This is a genomic window from Rhodopirellula sp. UH5 (assembly GCF_056839225.1).
In genome coordinates this window covers 1650722-1671473 of sequence record NZ_CM166390.1, presented here as the reverse complement: position 1 = coordinate 1671473, position 20752 = coordinate 1650722, and the positions used below count along the sequence as shown (strand labels likewise).

Annotated in this window: 12 protein-coding genes; 5 read left to right on the top strand and 7 right to left on the bottom strand. The window is 56.1% G+C overall.

Features of this window, described 5'->3' with window-relative positions:
* Nucleotides 1-162: 162 nt before the first annotated feature.
* Complete coding sequence (locus tag UH5x_RS06145; RefSeq protein WP_482635104.1) at nt 163-2268, bottom strand: family 20 glycosylhydrolase; 2106 nt, start codon at nt 2266-2268, stop codon at nt 163-165.
* A gap of 529 nt (nt 2269-2797) precedes the next feature.
* Here UH5x_RS06145 and UH5x_RS06140 point away from each other — a divergent pair.
* Nucleotides 2798-3976 carry an ankyrin repeat domain-containing protein gene (locus tag UH5x_RS06140; RefSeq protein ID WP_482635103.1) on the top strand — a complete coding sequence of 393 codons (1179 nt, stop codon included), beginning with the start codon at nt 2798-2800 and terminating at the stop codon, nt 3974-3976.
* A 923-nt stretch (nt 3977-4899) separates the two neighbouring features.
* Nucleotides 4900-6477: a TolC family protein gene (locus tag UH5x_RS06135; protein WP_482635102.1), complete on the top strand. Its 1578-nt coding sequence runs from the start codon at nt 4900-4902 to the stop codon at nt 6475-6477.
* A 354-nt stretch (nt 6478-6831) separates the two neighbouring features.
* Here UH5x_RS06135 and UH5x_RS06130 read toward each other — a convergent pair whose 3' ends face one another.
* Nucleotides 6832-7170: a hypothetical protein gene (locus UH5x_RS06130; RefSeq protein ID WP_482635101.1), complete on the bottom strand. Its 339-nt coding sequence runs from the start codon at nt 7168-7170 to the stop codon at nt 6832-6834.
* 305 nt (nt 7171-7475) lie between these two features.
* On the opposite strand from UH5x_RS06130, the gene UH5x_RS06125 reads away from it, so the two are divergent.
* The 3 genes from UH5x_RS06125 (at nt 7476) to UH5x_RS06115 (ending at nt 13072) form a co-directional block, all read left to right on the top strand.
* Complete coding sequence (locus UH5x_RS06125; RefSeq protein WP_482635100.1) at nt 7476-8960, top strand: efflux RND transporter periplasmic adaptor subunit; 1485 nt, start codon at nt 7476-7478, stop codon at nt 8958-8960.
* 119 nt (nt 8961-9079) lie between these two features.
* Nucleotides 9080-12427: an efflux RND transporter permease subunit gene (locus UH5x_RS06120; protein ID WP_482635099.1), complete on the top strand. Its 3348-nt coding sequence runs from the start codon at nt 9080-9082 to the stop codon at nt 12425-12427.
* Between the two features lie 93 nt (nt 12428-12520).
* Nucleotides 12521-13072 (top strand): hypothetical protein, encoded by a 552-nt coding sequence (locus tag UH5x_RS06115; RefSeq protein WP_482635098.1) that lies wholly within the window; start codon nt 12521-12523, stop codon nt 13070-13072.
* 163 nt (nt 13073-13235) lie between these two features.
* On the opposite strand, the gene UH5x_RS06110 is transcribed toward UH5x_RS06115, so the two are convergent.
* The 5 genes from UH5x_RS06110 to UH5x_RS06090 all read right to left on the bottom strand — a co-directional run bounded on the left by UH5x_RS06110 (nt 13236) and on the right by UH5x_RS06090 (nt 20721).
* Nucleotides 13236-14729, bottom strand: a complete 1494-nt coding sequence (locus UH5x_RS06110) for a sulfatase family protein (protein WP_482635097.1) — start codon at nt 14727-14729, stop codon at nt 13236-13238.
* A gap of 84 nt (nt 14730-14813) precedes the next feature.
* Entirely contained in the window at nt 14814-16112 is a 1299-nt protein-coding gene (locus tag UH5x_RS06105; RefSeq protein WP_482635096.1) for a DUF1552 domain-containing protein, read from the bottom strand.
* A 95-nt stretch (nt 16113-16207) separates the two neighbouring features.
* Nucleotides 16208-18757 (bottom strand): DUF1592 domain-containing protein, encoded by a 2550-nt coding sequence (locus tag UH5x_RS06100; RefSeq protein ID WP_482635095.1) that lies wholly within the window; start codon nt 18755-18757, stop codon nt 16208-16210.
* 76 nt (nt 18758-18833) lie between these two features.
* Nucleotides 18834-20174 (bottom strand): FecR domain-containing protein, encoded by a 1341-nt coding sequence (locus tag UH5x_RS06095; protein WP_482635094.1) that lies wholly within the window; start codon nt 20172-20174, stop codon nt 18834-18836.
* 1 nt (nt 20175) lies between these two features.
* The gene (locus tag UH5x_RS06090; RefSeq protein ID WP_047813907.1) at nt 20176-20721 is read right to left on the bottom strand and encodes a sigma-70 family RNA polymerase sigma factor; all 546 of its coding nucleotides are present in this window, start codon (nt 20719-20721) and stop codon (nt 20176-20178) included.
* Nucleotides 20722-20752 lie beyond the last annotated feature (31 nt).

Here is a 20752-nt window from a genome sequence, read left to right as displayed (position 1 = left end):
CGTCGAGAGATCAGTCAAAGAATTGGTCTTCGCGGAATGGACCCAGCGGCCTGGCGTCTCACCAGTGGGTTCACGTCCTTCCACTGTCATGGGAACATCGAAGTTGCTCCGAGACGATTTCCTCGCGGGTCCCTTCGAAGGTCGTCCCTGGCAACCATGAGCTCAGAAGACTTGCACTTCGATAATCTTCGAGAACGAATTGAACACGTAGCCTTTGTTGCCATGCGATCGAATTTGAACGTAGCGAACCTCGCGAGGTGAGAAGCGATGTTCGGCAGGAGTCGTTGGATCTTCGGGCTTCTCCAGTCGCGTCGCCACCTCCTCGAAGTCGACTCCGTCGGTGGACGTCGCCACGCTGTACTTCTCAAACGATCCCGCAATGCTGTAGGCAAACACGTTGATCTGTTTCACCGTTTGGACACCTCCCAAATCAATCGTCAGTTGGATTGGTTCGGGATCCGCGGGGTAACCCAGGTAGAAACCAAGGTTGTCGGTTCCTCCATCGGTGATTCGCTCCACGGAAAAGGGCGGTCCAGACGTCGCACTCGAGGTGACCGGTTGGTGCAACGCGAGATTCGGTTGACCATTCACTTTGATCAGGTTGCGTCGGCTCCCGTGACCAACCCGCTCCCGTCCCGAAAAGGCGGTGGCGCGGACCGTGGCGCTCTTGGTCAATTCCAAGGGTGACTCGTAGACGGCGGAGTCCAGCGACGGTTCGGTACCATCCGTCGTGTAATGAATCTCGAAATCCAAGGACGAACCACTCTCCATTTCCGCCATCCCCAACGAGACCAGTGTCGATTGTTCAAAGACGCCGTCCGCTGGGACGAGCAAATTCTTGGCATCGATTGAAACGGGGTAGAACGCTGCCGTCCTTGCCTTCTCGGTCAACGACGACCGACTCTCGAAGTCGTCGTGATTTCGCTCAAGGCTCGGGTTCCACGCGACTTCGGCAAATGGAATCAAACGTGGGATTGTCTGCGGCGAGAAATTTTCTTCACGGCCTTCCCACCATGGCATGCAGAATCCAATCAGCTTGTCCGTGGGAGCGACTTCGACCGGATCGGCGTAGGTTCGGATTTCCGGATTCACATGTTTGAATGTCGTCAGCGACATGGTTTCATAAATGTGTTGAGGCGACGTCATCGTGAAGTTGGTGCGCGGATAGTGATCGACCAGGTACAGGGGATCCCATGCCGCATTGATCACGCGGTGTCCGTCCCGGATCATTTCATCGGCCGGGTAGTTGATGGTTCGCCAATTGAGATGGATGACTTCCGGATGGACTCGATTGTCACCGGTTCCAGGACGAGGTCCTTCCCACACCAGAGTCTCTTTCCCTTTGGACTTCAAATACGCGTGCAGTTCATTGATCAAGTCGCGTTGCAGATTCTCAGGCACCCCAAATGCCTCATCCCCGCCGATGTGAATGTACGGCGAGGACGAAAAGACAGCCATCATTTCATCCAGCAGCGTCTTGATGCCTTCCAGTGCCGTTTCGGACTGGGTCAAATCCGTTCCCGTCTTTCCAAAAACATCTGGATAGGCCCGGCGCAACAGTTCGGAGTGTCCAGGAACTTCTAACTCGGGAATGATTGTGACACCACGCTCCACCGCGTAGCGTTCCAGGTCCTGGAACTCTTCCAAAGAAATCACACCGTCCCAAAGTTTTGGGAACGCGGTCGAAGGAAACGCGATTCGCTGGTCGTCGGTGAGGTGCAATTGAACCGAGTCGACTTTGTAGAACCAAAGCAAATCGATTGTTTCTTTCAAGAGCTCGACGCTGTGGGGATTTCGCCCCATGTCAATCATCAGATTTCGATAGCTGAGTTGCGGCGAGTCTTCGATCCGCAGTTGCGGGATCGACTTCAAATTGTCGCTGCCGACCAACTGAAGCAACGTTGCGGTCGCGTGAGCCAGCCCCTTGACGGTCGAAGCTGTCACCTGAATCTGATTGGACGTGACTGCGATCGAGTAGGCTTCTTCCGAGAGGTCCGCCGAATGGGTGAATGTCAACAAAGCATGTTCACCGCCTGCAAATTGCAGTTGATGATCCCCGGCCGTCATCCAGTTTAAACGCTCCCCAAATATCGTCAGATGCTTGGCCCACCCAGCATCTTCAGGCATCTTTGCGGTGAGGATCTTTGGAAGAACCAATGGGGGTCCTGGTTGGGATTCCATTTTGAGTGGCAGCGGAACCAAGGAAGGATCCGCGGCGGAAACGGATGACGCCAACAACAGAAAAGCGAACAGGCAACGGAGAATCATGATGCAATCAGCAAGAGGTGAAACAAAGGTGTGGTCGAATCGAATGAGAGCGAACGAAATCCGCCATGTCGTTTGACTCAAAGACGCGACCAAGCACAGCAATCAGCGTCCAGAAACGGTGGTCCACTGGCGAAGCAAAAGGCAGGCCGCCTTGGTCCTAGAATAAGTTCAATCCGAGAATTCATCGACAGGAGAAAATGCCAGTGTGGCTTTGACCCCCGTAACAAGTGATTTGAGATTGCCACTTTGCCAACCTCCCAATGAACGCGACGTTCATCGGTCCCAAGTTGAACACGCCGCCGCCAATTTCCATTCGCGGTAAGTCAATAGACTCGCAGCCAGTTCATTGCCACGACGCCTCCGCCGAGGAACTGGATGAGCAAAGACGCGGTGGCATGACCGTTCGAATTGTTTCCAGGTAATGCAAGAAAGTCTCGGTTTCGATGAGGGGCAAACGTGGCGAATTTCGCAGGGGCAACTGAGGTGAGGAATGCTTCACCCGTTCGCCCCCTTTTCTGTTGAAACTGCGATGAATACCCCGATCACACCATGGCTGAAACTTGCAATCCCGTCCGTCCTTCCCGCCCTGTTGGCTGCTGTGTCCCTGCATGCCACCGAACCGTTCGAGACGCGGAAGCCAACCCGCGAACTGCAAACGCAGCTCTTGGAGGTGAATCCGAATTGGTCTGAAAGGATGCCTGATCAATCTGCGCTTGCCTCGTTGAGATCCGTCGATGATGAAGTCGCTTTGATCCAGACGCACTTCCGACTTGTGTTGGACCAACTCATGGCGGCAAACGTCGATGATCTCACTGAATCACAGAGCGAAGAACGCGCGCGAAACATCGAGCGACTTCGCGAGTACATGCTGGCCGGCGTCTTTCCACAGAACGTCTTTGTCGCCGGTCGACGCCCCGTCTTCATCGACCCGTGGGGAACGCACTGCGCCGTCGGTCACCTGATCGCGACGTCTGGTCATCCGCAACTGGCACGGCTGATTGACCGAGAGCATCGCCTGGACGTGCTGGGCCGAATCGAGACCGACGGCCTCACTGAATGGCAGTTGGCCTCTGGACTTCGCGTCCAAGAGTTGGCGTTGATTCAACCTCACTACGAATTTCGAAACAACAGCCAAACGATTCAGTACCCAACCGAGGTGGAGTCATTGATTCTGGGGGACTCAGCAGAGATCCTGGAGGGGCTGCGAACCGGAAAACTGACCGTGGAGAGTCGCTGTGGAGGAAAGACGCTTCTACACTTTGCCGCAGCTGCCGGTGATTTGAAACTATTGAAACATTTGGTGGACCTGGGAGCTGACCTGCACGCGGTTTCGACGCTGGGTTGCGATGCCACGGAAATGAGCCAAGGTGGCAAGCATTCTCGTTTCCAGGTTCGATGGGATGCAGCGACCGAAGTCACACCAGGGAAAAGCTACGCTGCAAAGGGTCGGGTCTATCAGACGGTCCAAGGGGCGTTTGTCGCGGACGTGCTGCAAGACTTCTTCGGAGGCATGACCGAGAAGAACGCACTTCACTATGCAACGACAGAACCTCGAGGCTCAGTGCATGGCACACCAAGATACTTTTATCCCGGGAGCGGACTCCAGTACCAAACGGGTCTTGCCGGGGCCAAGAACAATCCTCTTGAACCATTGAAAAACGGCCGAGCCGAAGCGGCCAAATGGCTCCGAGAACAAGGGCTGAAATAGGCCAAGACTGAAGTCGACACGATCAAGAAAGAATCGTCCGCCAGGTGCGCACTCCAAGCCAGCCCCAATGGGCAGAGCAAGTGAGTGCTTGCCTGTGTAGAATGGAGTGTCTGGTGTTTGCTTTCTTTCGATGGTTGAGGTAGTCAGATGCAGTGCCCGGCTTGCTCGGAAGCATTGGTCCGAACGAGATATGAAGGATTGAATGTTTTCAAGTGCAAGCAATGCATGGGGTACTTGGTTCAGTCGCGACGCGTCGAAGACATTTGTCGCCGAGACGCAAAGCCACCTTCGGAATTGCAACAAGAGGCGACGCACTGGAGAGAAAGCGTCAGCCAACTTCGTTGCCCGCAGTGTCGACGACCGCTGAACAAAGACCGGCAATCGGGGGCCCTGGCCTTCGATCTCGATCACTGCCCAAATTGCGATTGGGTTTGGTTTGACCCAGCCGAGTTGGCCCTCCTGCAATTCCAGCATGAATCATCAGTACGAGGACGAGACGCCTCGAGATTCCGGGAACGTCATCGGCGGATGACTCCGGCAGAACAATCCACCTTTGAAGAAAACTTGGCAACACTGCCGACCGGAACTGCAAGCCTGGCGTCCGTCTTTGCAGACGGCATCCTCGAGAGCGTCCGAGGGCTTGTTTCTGAATTGCGGAGGCAGTCCTGGTGAGTCACTGTTTTGCCCTGAATTCACTGCGCAGCGTATCGGTGGTGGCCCCTGTTGAACCAGTGTGACGGTGCCATGCCAATTTTCTTGATCGGCACAATCGTTACAGCCTGATCCTCGGAGGGGAGGATTCGTTCGGGTTATCGCGATCGTGCGTGATGCACGAGTCGTGTCAAACCGATGAACGCAATGGGCTAGTGTCGAATCATGGGAAAGGTGTCGCGATGCAAATGCATTCAAATCACAGGAGCGGGATGCAAAACGCAAAGAGTGCGATGTTGCTGGCCTGTTTGGGAATCGCGAGTGGTTGCCAAACCGTCAGCGAAATGACGCCCAGTCGCTCTTTCGCAGGGGCAAAACCTGTGTACCAAGAGTCCGTCGCCCCAGAGACGGCAGGGAAGGTCGAGCCAAAAGAACGCGTTCAGCAGGTCGGTTGGGACCAGCTCAATTTCGCTGGTGAAAGCACACCAGAACCGGTCGCCTTGCAAGCGCCACCAGAATTGAAGCTGACCGGCGACGCAGGTTCCACGTTGGTCGTCGAACCGCAAACGTTGCGTGATGCGATGGAACTGGATGCCTCCCTGCAAGAGGTCGAAGAAGGGCAGCCAATCTCGCCTGCGAGCATGCCGTCTCCAATCGTTGGTGAATCCCAGTTGGCGGGCACCAATCCACTCGGCCAGTTGACTCTTTCGTCCGTTGAATCGATGGCGCTGGGGGCGCACCCAGCAATTGCCGAAGCTCGAGCAAGGGTGGCGTTTTCGACTGGCCAAGCCATCCAGGCGGGCCTGCCCTTCAACCCGGTTTTGCAATATCAATCCGATGAGATCGGCAACGAATCGTCATCGGGATTGCACTCGGTGCAATTGTCCCAGCAGTTCGTGACCGCAAACAAACTTGAGATCGCTCAACAGGTTCAGGCTCACGAGGCTGAAAAGCGACGCTCGGAACTGCGAATGGCGGAGTTGCGAGTCCTCACCAACGTTCGCACCGCGTTTGCGAGTGCCCTGGTGGCTCAACGTCGCGCAGAAATCGCGTCCCAGATCGTCGACCTGGCGGAGAAGTCGCTGAACAGCGTCAAAGATCTGCTGGACGCTCAAGAAGTTTCACGGGTCGCCTGGCTGCAGGCTCGCGTTGAGACGGAACAAGCACGCATCACCGCTGAGAACGCTGCGACACAGTTGCGAGCCAGCCGCAAAGCGTTGGCCGCTGCAACCGGTTTGTCGGCCTTGCCGGAGGGAGCGTTGGTTGGCGACATCGCCGAGGGACTCATCGAAACACCATGGGACTCGCTGCTGTCAGAAATCAACGCGACCAGCCCCGAAATTTCGGCAGCTGGATCCGCGTTGGAACGAGCGCGATGGTCGCTGCGTCTGGCTTGCGCCCAAGTCACTCCCAACATCACGGGGCTCGTCGGGGTCGGGGTCGACGCCGTGTCGGATGATACCTTCGCTCGGATCGGAGTCAGCGTTCCGTTGCCACTATGGAATCGCAATCAGGGCAACATCCGCAGTGCCCGGGCGAGCATTTCCGAAGCGTCTGCCGCGATCGAGAGGACCCAGTGGAGCCTGGAAGGCCGATTGGCCAACGCAGCTGGACGATACCAAGTGGCGCTCCAACGCTATCGCCGATTGAACGCGAACGTGTTGCCAATCTCCGAAGAAACCTACCAATTGTCGCAACGGGCATTTGAGGCCGGGGAAACCGACTACCTGCAGTTGTTGACCGTCCAGCGGACGTTGTTCAACACGCGTTTGAGCGTCTTGGAGGCGGCCGCCCAGGCACGCCAAGCGGCCGCGGAGATCGAAGGGTTGTTGGTGACCTTGGACCGTTGAAAAGGAATGCCTCCGCCCCGGAGTTTGGCATTCCCGATTGATTCTGTTGTCTAACGGCCTTCAAGCGACGGCGGGCAACTTCGAAAGGCATCAGCGAGGTTCCGTCCAACGAACCTCGGAAAGACTGGTTGAATTTTCTTCCTGAGCTGTCTTCGATCTGGTCTTTGTGATCCGAACAACCGATAATAGCTGCATCCTTCCATCCACAGAGAAACCGTGTCCGCCTTTTGTCGTCTCATCACCGCCGTGGCATTGCTGCTGCACCTGTTTTTCGGGTGTGCGATGCATCATGTCGTTGCCTGTGGTGGCCACGATCACGAAGGTTGCTCACACGACCACTTGGAGGCTGACTCGCTAAGTGTCCACGCTGGACACGATCACGGGGAGGGGAACTCGCAGGATTGTTGCCAGCACCATCATGATGCAGGCCAGAAAACATCCGACGCGAGTGAAACAACTTGCATTGACGGATGCCTCTGCCAATCCGCCCCATGCGATCACGACCACCCAGGTTGTCACGGGGGCGTTGGTTGCAGTTTTGTGGGCTCGAACGATGTGCAATTCGTCGTCGAACTGCCTTGGGTTGCTTCTCTGGACACGCCAGCGGAGGATCCAAACCACCGTTCCTCGGCTGCTTGGAACCGTGTCACAGTTGTCGATGTCGGTTGGACAGCGATGGATTCCAGGTCTCACTGTGCTTGGTTGTGCACCTGGGTGATTTGAAATTGGGAGCTTGCGATTGGTGGTTTGTGAACTGGGATATCTCCCGTTTGCAATCAACCTTTCGCCTTCTTTTTTATTCCCAATTTTCATTTTTGATCGGAACGAGTTCTCGTTTGCGACCGGTGGGTGTTGGCTCGATTTCCTCAGTCGCCCAGTGGCGAGGGAGGACAGAGACCGCAACTTCTCCATTGCATTGAGACACTTGTCGCTTCGCCCAGCGTGAACCGCTGTCTGCGAGGACGATCCGGTCGTCCAACTTGCTCCCGTGCACTGTCATGACCTCATCCATTCCGTGGCTCGCGTCGCTGCGCACCTCCATTCTTTCATTGCTGGCCATCGCAATCGCAGTCGTGATCGGGTTGTATCTCCTCACCGATTTCGATGGTCCATCAACCGCCCAAACGCAATCGCCATCCAGTGTGGATGACGGGCACGATGACCATGCCGGTCACGACCATGCGGGCCACGATGCGGCAAACTCGCTGGAACTGACATCGCAGGCTCGAGCCAACTTGCGGCTCCAAACAGAACCGGTCACCGTTGGCCCCTACACCAAGTACGTGGAAGTGCCTGGCATGGTGACACCGTGGCCCGGCAAGACCCACATTTCAATCACCTCGCCGTTAACGGGGGTCATCAACGCGATTCATGTGTCGCGAGGTGAGTTGATCGCAAGCGGCTCCCCGATGTTTCGGCTGCGTTTGACGCACCAAGACTTGGTCGAGACCCAAGAGGACTTCTTGCTGCAGTTGGGACAACTGGATGTCGAGGATCGTGAAATCCAACGCCTGTCGGCGATCACCAGTTCAGGGGCCGTTTCAGGCAAGACGCGTTTGGCTCGCGAATACGAACGCGAGAAGTTGCTCGCGGGCCTCCGTGCGGCAAAGCAATCGATGCTGCTGCACGGATTGACGGAACAACAGATTGCCACGATCGAACGAGACCGCACGTTGATTCGCGAAGTCATTGTTCGGGCGCCATGGGTCGAGGAAGACAATTCGCTGCATCACGAGGCACTCAGCCAGGCGACCAATCGGATGGCGGGCAACCCCGAAGCCCGACTGGCGTCGATGCAACCACCGCCACTGGACGATCACGGGCACACGCACATTGATGCAGAATTTGTTGTTTCGGAACTGGACGTGCGCCGGGGTGAATCCGTCACCGCTGGCCAACAGATCTCCCAAATTTCCGACTTCAGCCAACTGCTGATCGAAGGCCTGGCCTATCAACGTGATGCCCGACTGTTGCGACAAGCAGCGGACACACACGCTGAAGTCCAGGCCACGATGAGCGGGCCGGACGGCGACGTGGAAATGATTGGTGGCCTGAATGTGATTTACATTGGCAACAAGATCGAGACGGAATCACGGTCCTTGGCGTTCTATGTCGGTCTCGAAAACGAAATTGAACGTGACGAGGTCCGAAATCAGAAGCGCTATGTCAGTTGGCGATTCAAACCAGGGCAAAGACTGACGCTTCGCCTTCCTGTCTCGCGAATCGAAAACTCGATTGTGGTGCCCAAAGATGCGGTTGCGGAAGAAGGGTTGAACCGGTTTGTGTTCATCGAAAACGGCGATCACTTTGATCGCGTCGCAGTGGAGATTGTGGCTCGCGACAGCGTCCACGTGGCGATCCGAAACGATGGGCAGATCTGGCCTGGGCAACAGATCGCGGTGCGTGGTGCTCACCAGTTGCAAATGGAAATGAAGAATCGTGGTGGTGGTGCAATTGACCCGCACGCCGGCCACAACCACTGATCTCGATCCGTCGACGATCGTTCTGAGATTCTTTTGGGGGCCAGCCAAGAAAGAGTGCGAATGTCGCTCGCAGGTTGCTGCCCACCAAGCCACCCCATTCATTTCAACTTGTGACCACGATGTTAGACAAGATCATTCAATTCTCGTTGCGGAACCGCCTGCTGATCCTGGTGGTCGCGGCGATCATGCTGGGCGTTGGGACTTGGCAAGCCACCCAACTTCCAATCGATGTCTTTCCCAATTTGAATCGCCCTCGCGTGGTGGTGATCACCGAGGCCCATGGGATGGCACCCGAGGAAGTGGAAACCTTGATCACCTTTCCATTGGAGACCGCCTTCAATGGAGCCAGTGGGGTGGAAGCGGTCCGCAGCAGCAGTGGCATTGGATTGTCGGTGATCTATGTGGAGTTCGACTGGAACACCGACATTTACAATGATCGGCAAATCGTCAACGAACGCTTGCAACTGGCGTCCGAACAATTGCCTGATGGCGTGAAGCCAACCCTGGCCCCCATTTCATCGATCATGGGCCAAATCCTGATGTACGGGATGTGGAGCGAAGGTGGCGAAACCGAACCGATGGAAGTGCGGACTTTGGCCGATTGGGTTGTCCGCCAGCGGTTATTGACGGTGCCGGGTGTGTCGCAGGTGTTCACCATGGGCGGCGGTCGAATGCAGTATCAAGTGCTGATCGACCCCGACAAGTTGATTCAGTTTGGCCTGACGATTGAAGAAGTTCACACAGCGGTCAAAGAGTCCAACTTGAACGCGACGGGAGGTTACTTGGATGACCAAGGAGCCAACGAGTTGCTGGTTCGAGGGCTGGGACGCATCACCAGCTTGGAGGAACTGAAACAGATCGCGATCACAATGCGTTCGGGACGGCCGGTGACCTTGGCGGATGTCGCTCGCGTGGTCGAGGGAACTCAAGTCAAGCGAGGTGATTCGTCCGCCTTTGTGCGTGATGAAAACGGCAACGTCGAAGGTGGTCCCGCCGTCGTGCTGACCATCAACAAGCAACCCGGCAGTGACACTCGCAAGGTGGATCAAGCGATCGTGGAAGCACTGGAGGAACTCCGGGGATCGCTTCCGGATGACATCCGAATCGCCAACGTCTATTCCCAACGCTCGTTCATCGATCGAGCCATCGACAATGTGGTCGAGGCCTTGGCAGATGGTGGCGTGTTGGTGCTGGTGATTTTGTTTCTGTTCCTGTTGAACTTTCGCACCACATTCATCACGCTCACCGCAATCCCTTTGTCCATCATTTCCACCGCCTGCGTGTTCGCAGCGTTTGGATTGTCGATCAACACAATGACGTTGGGTGGATTGGCAGTCGCGATCGGCGAGTTGGTCGACGACGCGATCGTGGATGTCGAAAACATCTTTCGGCGGCTGAAAGAGAACCGTCATTCCGATACCCCTCGACCTAATCTGCGAGTCGTCTACGACGCGAGTGTCGAGGTGCGAAGCAGTGTTGTTTACGGCACTGCGATTGTGGTGCTCGTCTTCATCCCCTTGTTCGCCCTTGAAGGAATGGAAGGCAAACTGTTTGTGCCGCTCGCGATGGGGTATGTGGTCTCTCTGATTGCTTCGCTCGGCGTTTCGCTGACCGTGACTCCTGTGTTGGCGTCGTTGCTGATGGTGGGAAAACGGAACTGGCAGTTGGTGGTTCCCTTGTTGGCATTCGGAATCGCTGGGCTGACCGTCACCTGGATCTTGCCGCGATTCTCACATTGGTTCGTCGAAGATTGGCGACTTCCTGGAAACCAACTTGCTTGGACGCTTCTGTTGACGCCCGTGTTTTGGATCTTGATCCAGGTCTCTGAATGGATGCTTGGTGGCGAGGACGCGGAAGAGGGACGGTTGTTGGAAGGACTGAAAGGAATCGCGGGATTGGCAATTCGTTTCAGCACGCAATTCGCAGTCCCCGTGCTGGCCGCGACCGCGGTGCTGGTCGTCTTCGCCGGCATCGCCTTGTCGCGACTGGAGCGTGATTTCCTGCCGCCTTTCAACGAAGGTGCGGTGCAGGTCAACGCTCTGTTGGCACCAGGGACGTCGTTGGCGACCAGCAACCAGATCGGTGAAACGATTCAAGAGCAATTGATGAAGCTCGACTCCGTGAAGTCAGTGGCTCGCCGCACTGGACGTGCCGAACTGGACGAACACGCGGAAGGAGTCAACGTCACGGAAATGTTCTTGGAGATCGCCGACGGAGCGGATCGGGAACAAACCATCGAAGCCATTCGCGAAACCATGGAAGAATTTCCGGGAGTCGTTTCGAGCACCGAACAGCCACTCGCTCACCTGATCAGTCACATGATCTCTGGGGTGAAGGCGCAGATTGGCATCAAACTGTACGGCGATGACTTGGATGTGTTGCGAAACAAGGCGGAAGAAATGAAGCAACGCATCGCAGGTGTGCCGGGTTTGGCGGACGTGATGATCGAGCAACAGACGAACATTCCCCAGCTGCGGATCGACGTGAATCAACCCGCTCTGACGCAGAATGGGCTGCGCCCTGCCAATGTGATGGAACTGGTTGAAACGGCGATGAATGGGCAAGTTGTTAGCCAAGTCGTGCTCGGTCAACGGACGTTTGACTTGATGCTTCGCATGGACGAACCCTACCGAGAGAACATCGAGAAACTGAAGCGACTGCCAGTTCCCTTGCCCAACGGCGGCACACTTCCACTGGATGAGTTGGCAGACATCTATCGCAGCGATGGTCCCAACATGATCAAGCGAGAAAAGGTTCGACGCCGAATTGTGTTGCAAGCCAACGTGTCCGACCGAGGCGTGGTGGACGTGGTCAACGACATCCAATCCCGTCTGGAAGAGCTGGAACTCGAACCGGGGTACTACTTGGAATACGGCGGCCAATTCGAGAGCCAACAATCGGCAACGCGTCGATTGATGATTCTGTCCGGCGTGGCGTTGTTGGGAATGTTCCTGGTTCTCTACACGTTGTTTGGAAACATCAATTTCGCCATGCAAGTCCTGGTCGCACTTCCGACCGCGTTTGTCGGTGCCGTGGCGGCACTCGTGCTGACCGACCAAAATCTGACGGTTGCCGCGATGGTGGGCTTCATATCACTGTGCGGTATTGCCAGTCGAAATGGCATCCTGTTGCTCAACCACTACTTGCACTTGGTTCGTCACGAAGGCGAATCATGGACGCATCAGATGGTGGTCCGTGCAGGACAAGAACGCATGGCACCGGTGTTGATGACGGCCCTGACATCAGGCATTGGGTTGCTGCCGTTGGCACTTGCCGCAGGAGAACCGGGAAAAGAAATCCTGTACCCCATCGCGACGGTGATCGTCGGTGGATTGCTCAGCAGCACCCTGGCCGAGTTTTTCGTGCGGCCGGCATTGTTCTGGGCCATTGGACGTGGCGCTGGGAAGCAAATGGTGGATGCCTCGAGCGCCGAAACCAGCAACCCTTTCTTGAACGAAAACCATTGAATTGAAAGAACCCTTCGATCGATCGACGACGTCCTGAATCGATGGAAAAGAATCCTCGAAGTGATTGTTATCCCCTCAAATCTCGGAGTTGAAATGAAGTTTGCATGGAATTTGGTGGCATTGGCGTGTGTTTTCCTGGTTGGCTGTGGCCCCAAGTCGCCCTCGGGTGCGGCGACAAACCCCAGCACCGACACGGTGGTGATGGAGGGAATGCCGCCTGAAGGACATGGTCACCCCGAACATGGCCCTCACGGTGGAGAACTGATTGAACTCGGCAAGGAAGCGTTCCACTTGGAGATGCTTCACGACGACCAAACTGTCACGCTGAACGTGCTCAACGGTGCTGCGACCGAAACGGTTGCCATCGAAGCGGCCGAACTGACCGTCAGCTTGAAGCACGATGACATCGTGAAAACGTTCTCGCTGCCGGCCGCACAAACCACTGAGGGCAAGTCGTCCTCGTTCAGCGTCGCCAACCCTGAGATGGCAGCGTGGATGGAACAGGGTGCCGAAGGTGCGGTGACGTTGGAGATCAGCGGCAAGTCTTACACCGGAAAGATCTCGCACGATCATGATCACGAGGGACATGATCATGAGGGACACGACCACGACGCAGAGGGTCACGAAGGGCACGACCACGACTGAATCAAAAAGAACGCTGAGCCACCGGGGTGATTGCATTCACCATGGTGGTCTCATCGCAACAGTCGGTGGAGGACGTTCCAATGCCGGCAAGGTTCCCGGTCCGCGATTCGACTAGCCCTCGAAGGACCGGGAGCCGCTTTTTCGACATCGGACGCGTTCAGATTCAACGCACAAAGTTCGTGTGAGATTGCAAAGAAGACGACTCGGCTTTCGAAAGTGAACGCCATCGTTCCACCGGTTTGGTGTGATCACCGTCATAGTCCTCGCCCGCATGGCTGGATTTCGCAGACTCCAAAAACTCAAGCAGCTCCTTCCGCATCGATCTGACCCGTTCTGGATGCTGGTCGGCGAGGTTCTTTGATTCGGTGACATCGTTGCTGAGATCAAACAATCGGTCGTGTGAAGTGTCGCTGGCTGACTCGATGATCAGCTTGTGTTTGCCTCGGACCAGGCAGGCGAACTCTCCGTAGCGAAACGGAATCGACTTCTCTCGCTTCGATTGTTCGCCTTTCCAAATGGGAAGGACATTTTCACCATCGAGCCAACGATTTGGGAGCGGCTCAGTCCCCGTGATTGCTGCCACGGTGGGAAGCAAATCCATGACCGACAGCGGGACATCGAGTCGGACGCCAGCAGGGACTTTGCCAGCCCAATGGACCAACGCGGGAACTCGAACGCCACCATCGAGCACGCTTCGTTTGCGTCCCGAGAAATCGCCTGCACTGCCCGCACGTCGCGTTTTGGATCGATCTTTGGGCGTCTGACCTTCCGGTCCGTTGTCACTGCAAAAGAAGAGCAGCGTGTTGTCGGCGACACCAAGCTGATCGAGTTTCCGTCGTAGTCGCCCAATTTGGTCGTCCACGGCGGTGATGCATCCATAGTAGTGGGCCGCCTCGCCGTGCCCTTCGTAGCGGGCCAAGTACTCCGGTCCAGCTTGGATGTCTTCGTGCGGGGCGTGGAACCAAATCACACTGAGAAACGGTTGTTCGCGGGCCACCGCCTGTTCGATGAACGGCACCGCTCGATCCATCAGCACCCGGGAATCGCACCCCAAAACGTTCTCGTCCGTTGGAACACCGTTTTCGTAGTAGGGGTTGTTGCGTGCACGTCTGCCGATGCCGGGATCCCAGGTGCACACCGCCGACTCCGTCACAAAAGAAGCGTCGTAATCGCGTTCCCAAGGCGGTGCGTAATGAAGATCCGGACGCCGCCGCTTCCCTTTCGCAGAGATTGTTCGACTGAGTGTCCCCAGGTGCCATTTGCCAAAGTGCCCGGTCATGTAACCGTTTGACTTCAACATTCTTGCCAAGGTGAATTCTTGCTCGGGGAGGTGACCTTGATTGGCCGACCAAACGCCCATTCGAAAGTAGTGCCGTCCCGTCAAGAACGCGGCCCTGGTTGGCGAGCAAACGGGACCGACGGAGTAGAAGTGATCGAGCACCGTCCCCTCTCTGGCCAAAGCATCCAGTTCGGGAGTTTGAATGATCGCATTCCCGTTGAACCCCGTGTCGCCCCAACCCATGTCGTCACACATCATCAAGACAATGTTGGGACGCTCCGCCGCTTCCCCGCGGGTCACCCCCGGCATCAGCGCCAGCGTCATGACAGCCGACAAGCGAATAACAATCGGCAAGGAGAACAGGGTAGGACATGTCATGGCAGGACCAGGTACTTTCAGCGCAGGAAGTGGAGACAGTGCAGCGAATCAGAAACTCTTTTCGAATTCACTCCGATTCAAGCATCAAAACAGATCCTCGATGATCCCCGTCGAATCACCGAAGGAATTCGACTGAATGCCGGCGCCCCGCAAGGTGCTGAGCCAAAGATTGCACAACGGCGTTTTGGGGTCGTCCATCACAAGGTGACGACCATGGCGGAATCCAGCTCCACCACCGGCGATCAAGGTGGGGCAATTTTTCAACGTGTGCACCGAACTGAGGTTCGTTCCCATCGAGATGGCGACGTTGTCAAAGAGGGTGGAACCATCTGGTTCCGTGCTGGCTTTCAGTTTGTCCATGAACTCCGCCAACAACCGCGCGTGGGCGGTGTCACGATTCTGCGAAACGGTGCGACGTTCGCCCTCGGAATAGTGGCTCATGCTGTGCGCACTCATCGTCGCACCGAGGCTGGCGATCATCGAATTGACCGGCATCCGGTAGGTGAAGACCCGAGTGGCATCGACTTGCATGGCTGCGACCATGATGTCGTACATCATCCGAATCTCTTCCACGCCCTCGAGTGATTCCCCCGGTTCGGGAACCACTTGTTGAGGCCGCTTCTTCTCGACCCCCAACCATTTCTCTTCTTTGGACAATCGAACCTCAATCTCTCGGATGGACTGGAAGTATTCATCGAGTTTCGCATTGTCAGAAGCATTGAGTTTCCGATTGATCGACTTGGCGTCCGAAAGCACCGTGTCGAGCACGCTTCGTTGTTCCTGCAATCGTTGCTGTTGAACTTCAAGTGGGGTTCTGTCGACGGAGAACAAACGGTGGAAAGCAGCCACCGGCGTGTCCAACCCTGCGATCGGTTTGCCAGAGCGATTCCAAGCCAGTGATCCGCCGGGACCATGACCGTCCGTGGCGGCACCCTGAGCAGAAAGCTGGATCGACGTGAATCGAGTTTGCTGCCCAAGGACTTCGGCGGCAACTTGATCGACCGAAACGGTGTTGTGAAAACTCTGCCCGGGAATCGCATAACGGTTCGCGCCGGTCAACCAGAACGTGCTGCCAGAGTGTCCGTCAGCGGAATATTGGTGCATCAGATTCTGAATGATCGTGATGTCGTTCTGGTGCTTGGCCAGCGGCCGAAGGATCTTGGGCAATTCGTAGCTCTCGCCCACCGTGTTGATGTCGGGGTACCAACGGTCCGCGGTGACACCGAACCCCATTCCCAAAAACACCATGCGTTTGGAAGGAGCCATCGCCGTCGTTGCGGCGCTCGCGAATCGCTTGAAACCAAACGACTCCAGCATGGGCAATGCAACCAAGGCACTGCTGCTGCGAAGAAACCCACGACGGGAAGGACGAATTGTTCTCATGGGAGTTGCCTTGATGGGGACGAGAAATGCGACAGACATCCTGCCTGTCATTGTTGCGAAGGATCGAGGGACGAGCTGGAAGCCAGTTTCACTGCTCAACGAGTTTGAAACGCCGGTGACTGAATCAGTGCGTGAATGAATTGGACAATCGAATGATGGTGTTGCTTTGCCTGCAAGCTGATCTGGATGGCAAGCTCTTGATCGGTGAATCCGAAAGGACGACCGAGACCGTACGCGATCAAAGCCTCCGTGAATCCGCGAGCGAATTCATCGTCGTATTCCGCGACTGCGTCACGGAGTTCCAAGAAGTTTGAAAACTGTTTTCCGTTCGGAACCTTCCCAGCGGGATCAATCTCGAATCGGACGTCTTCCTGCCAACGCCCGTATCGACGTTTCCCAAGTCCAATCACCTCTTGATCTCGCCATTGACCGGCCGCGTCAAAATTCTCGAGTCCAAACCCGATCGGATCGATCTTGTGATGACAATTGGCGCACTGAGGTTGCTCCTGGTGAGCTCGTGCCAATTCGCGTGCGGGCAAGGTTTCCCCCGCCAATCGACTCAGTTGAGGAACGTTGGGTGGTGCCGGCGGCGGTGGATCGTTCAGCAAGTGACGCAGCACCCAAGCACCACGTTCGACCGGCGACGATCGCTGGCCATCGGAGCCCATCGCCAACACTGCTGCTGTGCCCAACAAGCCCCCTCGCAACGATCCGTCCGGAACCGCGACCTTGCGAAACTCGTGCCCCTCCACGCCTTCGATTCCGTAGTACCCCGCCAACAAATCGTTGATGACAACAAAGTCAGCCTTCAGTAAGTTTTCGAGAGGCAGCTCACTCTCCAGCAAGTAAGCGAACGTTTCGAAAATCTCCTGCCGAGCGTTCTCGCGAACGGCGTTGTCAAAGTTGGGGAAGTCCGCTCCGTTGAACTGGAACATGTCCAATCGTTCCATCTGCAGCCACTGATGAACGAACCCCTCGATGAAAGCCTTGCTGCGTGGATCTCGAAGCATTCGTTCCGTTTGAGCAGCCAAAATCGAAGGATCTGACAGTTCGCCCGATTCCGACAGGGCCATCAGTTCCTCATCCGGAGGAGCTGACCACAAGAAGTACGACAACCGCACCGCCAACTCCTTGGGCGACAAGTCACGATCTTGTCCGGAAGCCGATTCTTCGACTTGATAAAGAAAACTCGGGGAAGCCATCACAATCGACAGTGGTGAGACCAACGCCTCGGTGACTGATTGGCCCTGGTCGCGGGCCGTTTGATAGTGCTGACTCAAACGCCGCAGGTATTCTTCAGCAGGTGGTGAACCACGAAACGCTCGGCTGGCGAAACGCCGGATCACCTCGGAAGCGTATTCGGATTCCTCCATGTCACTCGGGTGCTCAAACAGAATCGAATCACGAGCAGCCTGGATGGCCTTGGTTTGATCCGAAGGCAAAGGACCGTTCAGTTCGACCCAATCAATCCAAATCCCAGGCGGGGTTCCGATTCCGTTTTCTCGCATGTGCAGCGTGGCGAGGTTCTTGTCGCCGCGATCTTGATGAGATCGTTGGTGAATCCAAACTTGTTGCTTGGCTCCCGGTTCATGCGTGAACTCAAAGTCAATGATTTGTGGATCGTCCATTGGAGCGGAGACCTTCCGCCACCCCAGCAACTTGCGCCCGGTTCCAAAGCCGGAGCTGAATTCCAAGTAGTGATGCCGTTCATCGGCGTCGGGGTACATCGCCGCGCGAACTCGCACGTGGTACTTGCCATCCGCGTCGGGATGCTGCGTCGGCAGTTTGACTTTCGTGTACCCGCCTTGTTTGATCGTCATGATCAACGTGATCCCCGTTTGGGTCTCCGGTCGAGCCATGTAGTCTTCCATCAATGGCAACCACTCCTGGACCTTCTGCTTCTTGGCTTGGTAGGCATCCAACAACCCAAACTCAGACGCAGGTTTCTCTGATTGGGACAAGAATGCATTGGCACGTTTGCCGATGTCTCGCATTTGCTCGGCCGCCTCGGTGTAGTGCGGCGTGTAGTACTCCTCGGGTTGGATGCGAACCGTTTTGGACTCCGGACTCTTTCGAGGCGAAAGCAGCAACTGCAAATTCGCAATCGCCGTCGAGTGATACTGTTCGATTTGGTCGCTCGACAAAAACAGCGAGGCTCCTGCGGTGTCGAACCCAGCCGTGGCTTGGTCGTCCGGCAGCGTGGTCACATCCGGACGCACGCCCAACAATGCTTGCATCGTGTTCGCATATTCGCGGCGATTCAGACGACGCATCATGATGTCGCCGCCCGAATCGCTCAGTAGCAGTCGTGCGGTCACCATTTTCTGAGACAAGTCTTCTAAAAACGCGAGTTTGTCCGCGTCACGAAGAGGCTCCGAATCTTCCGGTGGCATCTCGCCCGAGTTCAGAGCCCCCAGCACCTTCGACCACAATTCCGCGGTCGCCATGTCCTCGGCCACGTTCATCGAAAGCGATTCGAGGTCAATGTTGGCTTCCTTGGTCGCACTGTCGTGACAATCCAAGCAGTGGTTTTCAAGCAACTCCGCGTGACGACTTGGCATCTCGGTGCTGGGAAGTTCTTCCGCAAATGCTGCTTGGCAAACAACGGGAAACAGCAGAGCGAGTGAAAGACGATGAAAGACCATGAGGATGAATCTCAGGCGGTGAAGGTGGAGGAGACACCAGAGAATGGTGGGGACGCGGGGAGGTAGACTCAATCGATCAGTCCAAAGTGAACTCCAGAAGCGGGCCGGAGACCTCGGGGTGGGCATCGTTCGCAAACGCGTGGACCAAACCACGGTCGGTGCCTTCGACCAAGCCCGATTCACGTACCAGAACAAAGGTCACCCGTCCGTCATTGTCGTTTCGCAGGAACTGCAGCAACGCATCGGACTGGATGCCAAACGTTCCCGTTTGTTGACTGCGAGGAATGTCAAATTTGCCAAGCAAAATGCCATCGGTGATATCGGGGGCGTCTTCCCAACTCGGGTCGTCGTCCCAAGTCTCTTTGGATCGATGGGTCACACCATAGATCGCGAAGGTGTTGAGTTTTGGCAATCGCGAAGCGAACCCCTTGCCGCTGGGGACTTGGTTCAGACGCAGCCTTGCGGTTGAGACGGAGTTCAAGTCAACCGAATCGATGCTCATCGAAAACATCGCTCGCATGTCCCATTTGCGACTGTCCGCTCGTTTGACCATCAGCATCTCTGGATGAATCCACTTGCCGCGGCGATTGTTGCGAATGACATAGTCGGATCGCCCTTCCGTTCCGACCCGAATCACACGAGGGCGATCCGCGTTGGATTGGTCGTATTCTTGTTCGGGCGAGGTCGCAGATTGCATCGACAACGCGTTGTCTGAGAGCGAAGCAAATTGCTTGTCGAACAAGTGGACCTCTTTCCCACTGGTGGGATGGTGAACCGAAATCTCGCCTTGCAGCACTTCGAAGTCCGATGTCTGCGACGACTCTTGCACCGACACGGCAAACTGAGTCCCGTGATCGATCGCGAATCCGCCAGGTGTTTCCACGACGAATCCATGTGCGGATTCAGGGACATCAATCACGGCCGCCCCGTCAACCATTCGAACTCGCATGGCATCCAACAATTCAAAGTGGGCAGGGGCCTCGAACGTGATCTTGGCTCCCGACTCAAACTCAACGGTCGCAATGCCCGCCATCAACTTCATGTTGCCGGCGACCAACTTGGATCCGACCGTGGTGGGCAACGAACTTTCCCATGCCGCGTTTTCACTGGTGCTGAGTGTTGCAATGGGAGTGGGCGTTTGCGAACCGGTCGTGAACAAAAAGGCGAGCAACAACGAGGCGGCCATCGCACACCAACCCACCAACCAAATGTTTCGATTGGTGGTTGAACTTCGAACGACCGGCGGTTCCATCGAACGCTGAAGGGCCAGATCACGCAGCCCCGCATCCGTGGCCGCGGCGATGGCAAACTCTTTCCGCAAATTCAAGTCGCTCGCGAGCTGCTGTTCCAGATCAGCCACTTGTGAATCCGAAAGCGTTCCCAACAGGTATTGCTGAATCAACTGAGAAGGGTCCATGTCAGTTCGCCTCCATTTGCAAACGTTGCTGAACGCAATCGGCAAGCTTTTGACGGAGTCGCCCGAGCAGCTTGTAAAACGCGTTGACGGTTTTGCCGCCGCTTTCCGCAAGCCGCGTGACTTCGCCGCCGCTTTGATACGGTGCCATCAACAATTCTTGGTGTGGCGGAGGAAACTTGGTCAGGCACTCTTGCAGTGCCGAACGGATCTCCGCCACTCGCTCGGTCTCGATGGCCTCTGCTTCGTCCGCGATTTGTTTCAACACTTCATCGCTGAGCAACCGTCCGTCACGTCGCAATCCAGTGACAGCACTGAGGCATTTGAAACGCAAGATGACCTTCGCCCAGGGAAGAAATCCGTCCTCACCATCTAACTGAGAGAACTTTTGCCACATCGTGACACTGGCTTCTTGGATCGCGTCATCGACCGCGTTCCAATGAGGGAGCATCGATCTCGCAAACGCTCGCAAAGCGAGTTCATGCTTGACGAAGAGACGCATGAAGTCGCTCTCGGTCAATGGTTGCGGCGGGTCTTGGGATGGGGACATGACTACCTATTTGAGTCACGGGAACAACCTG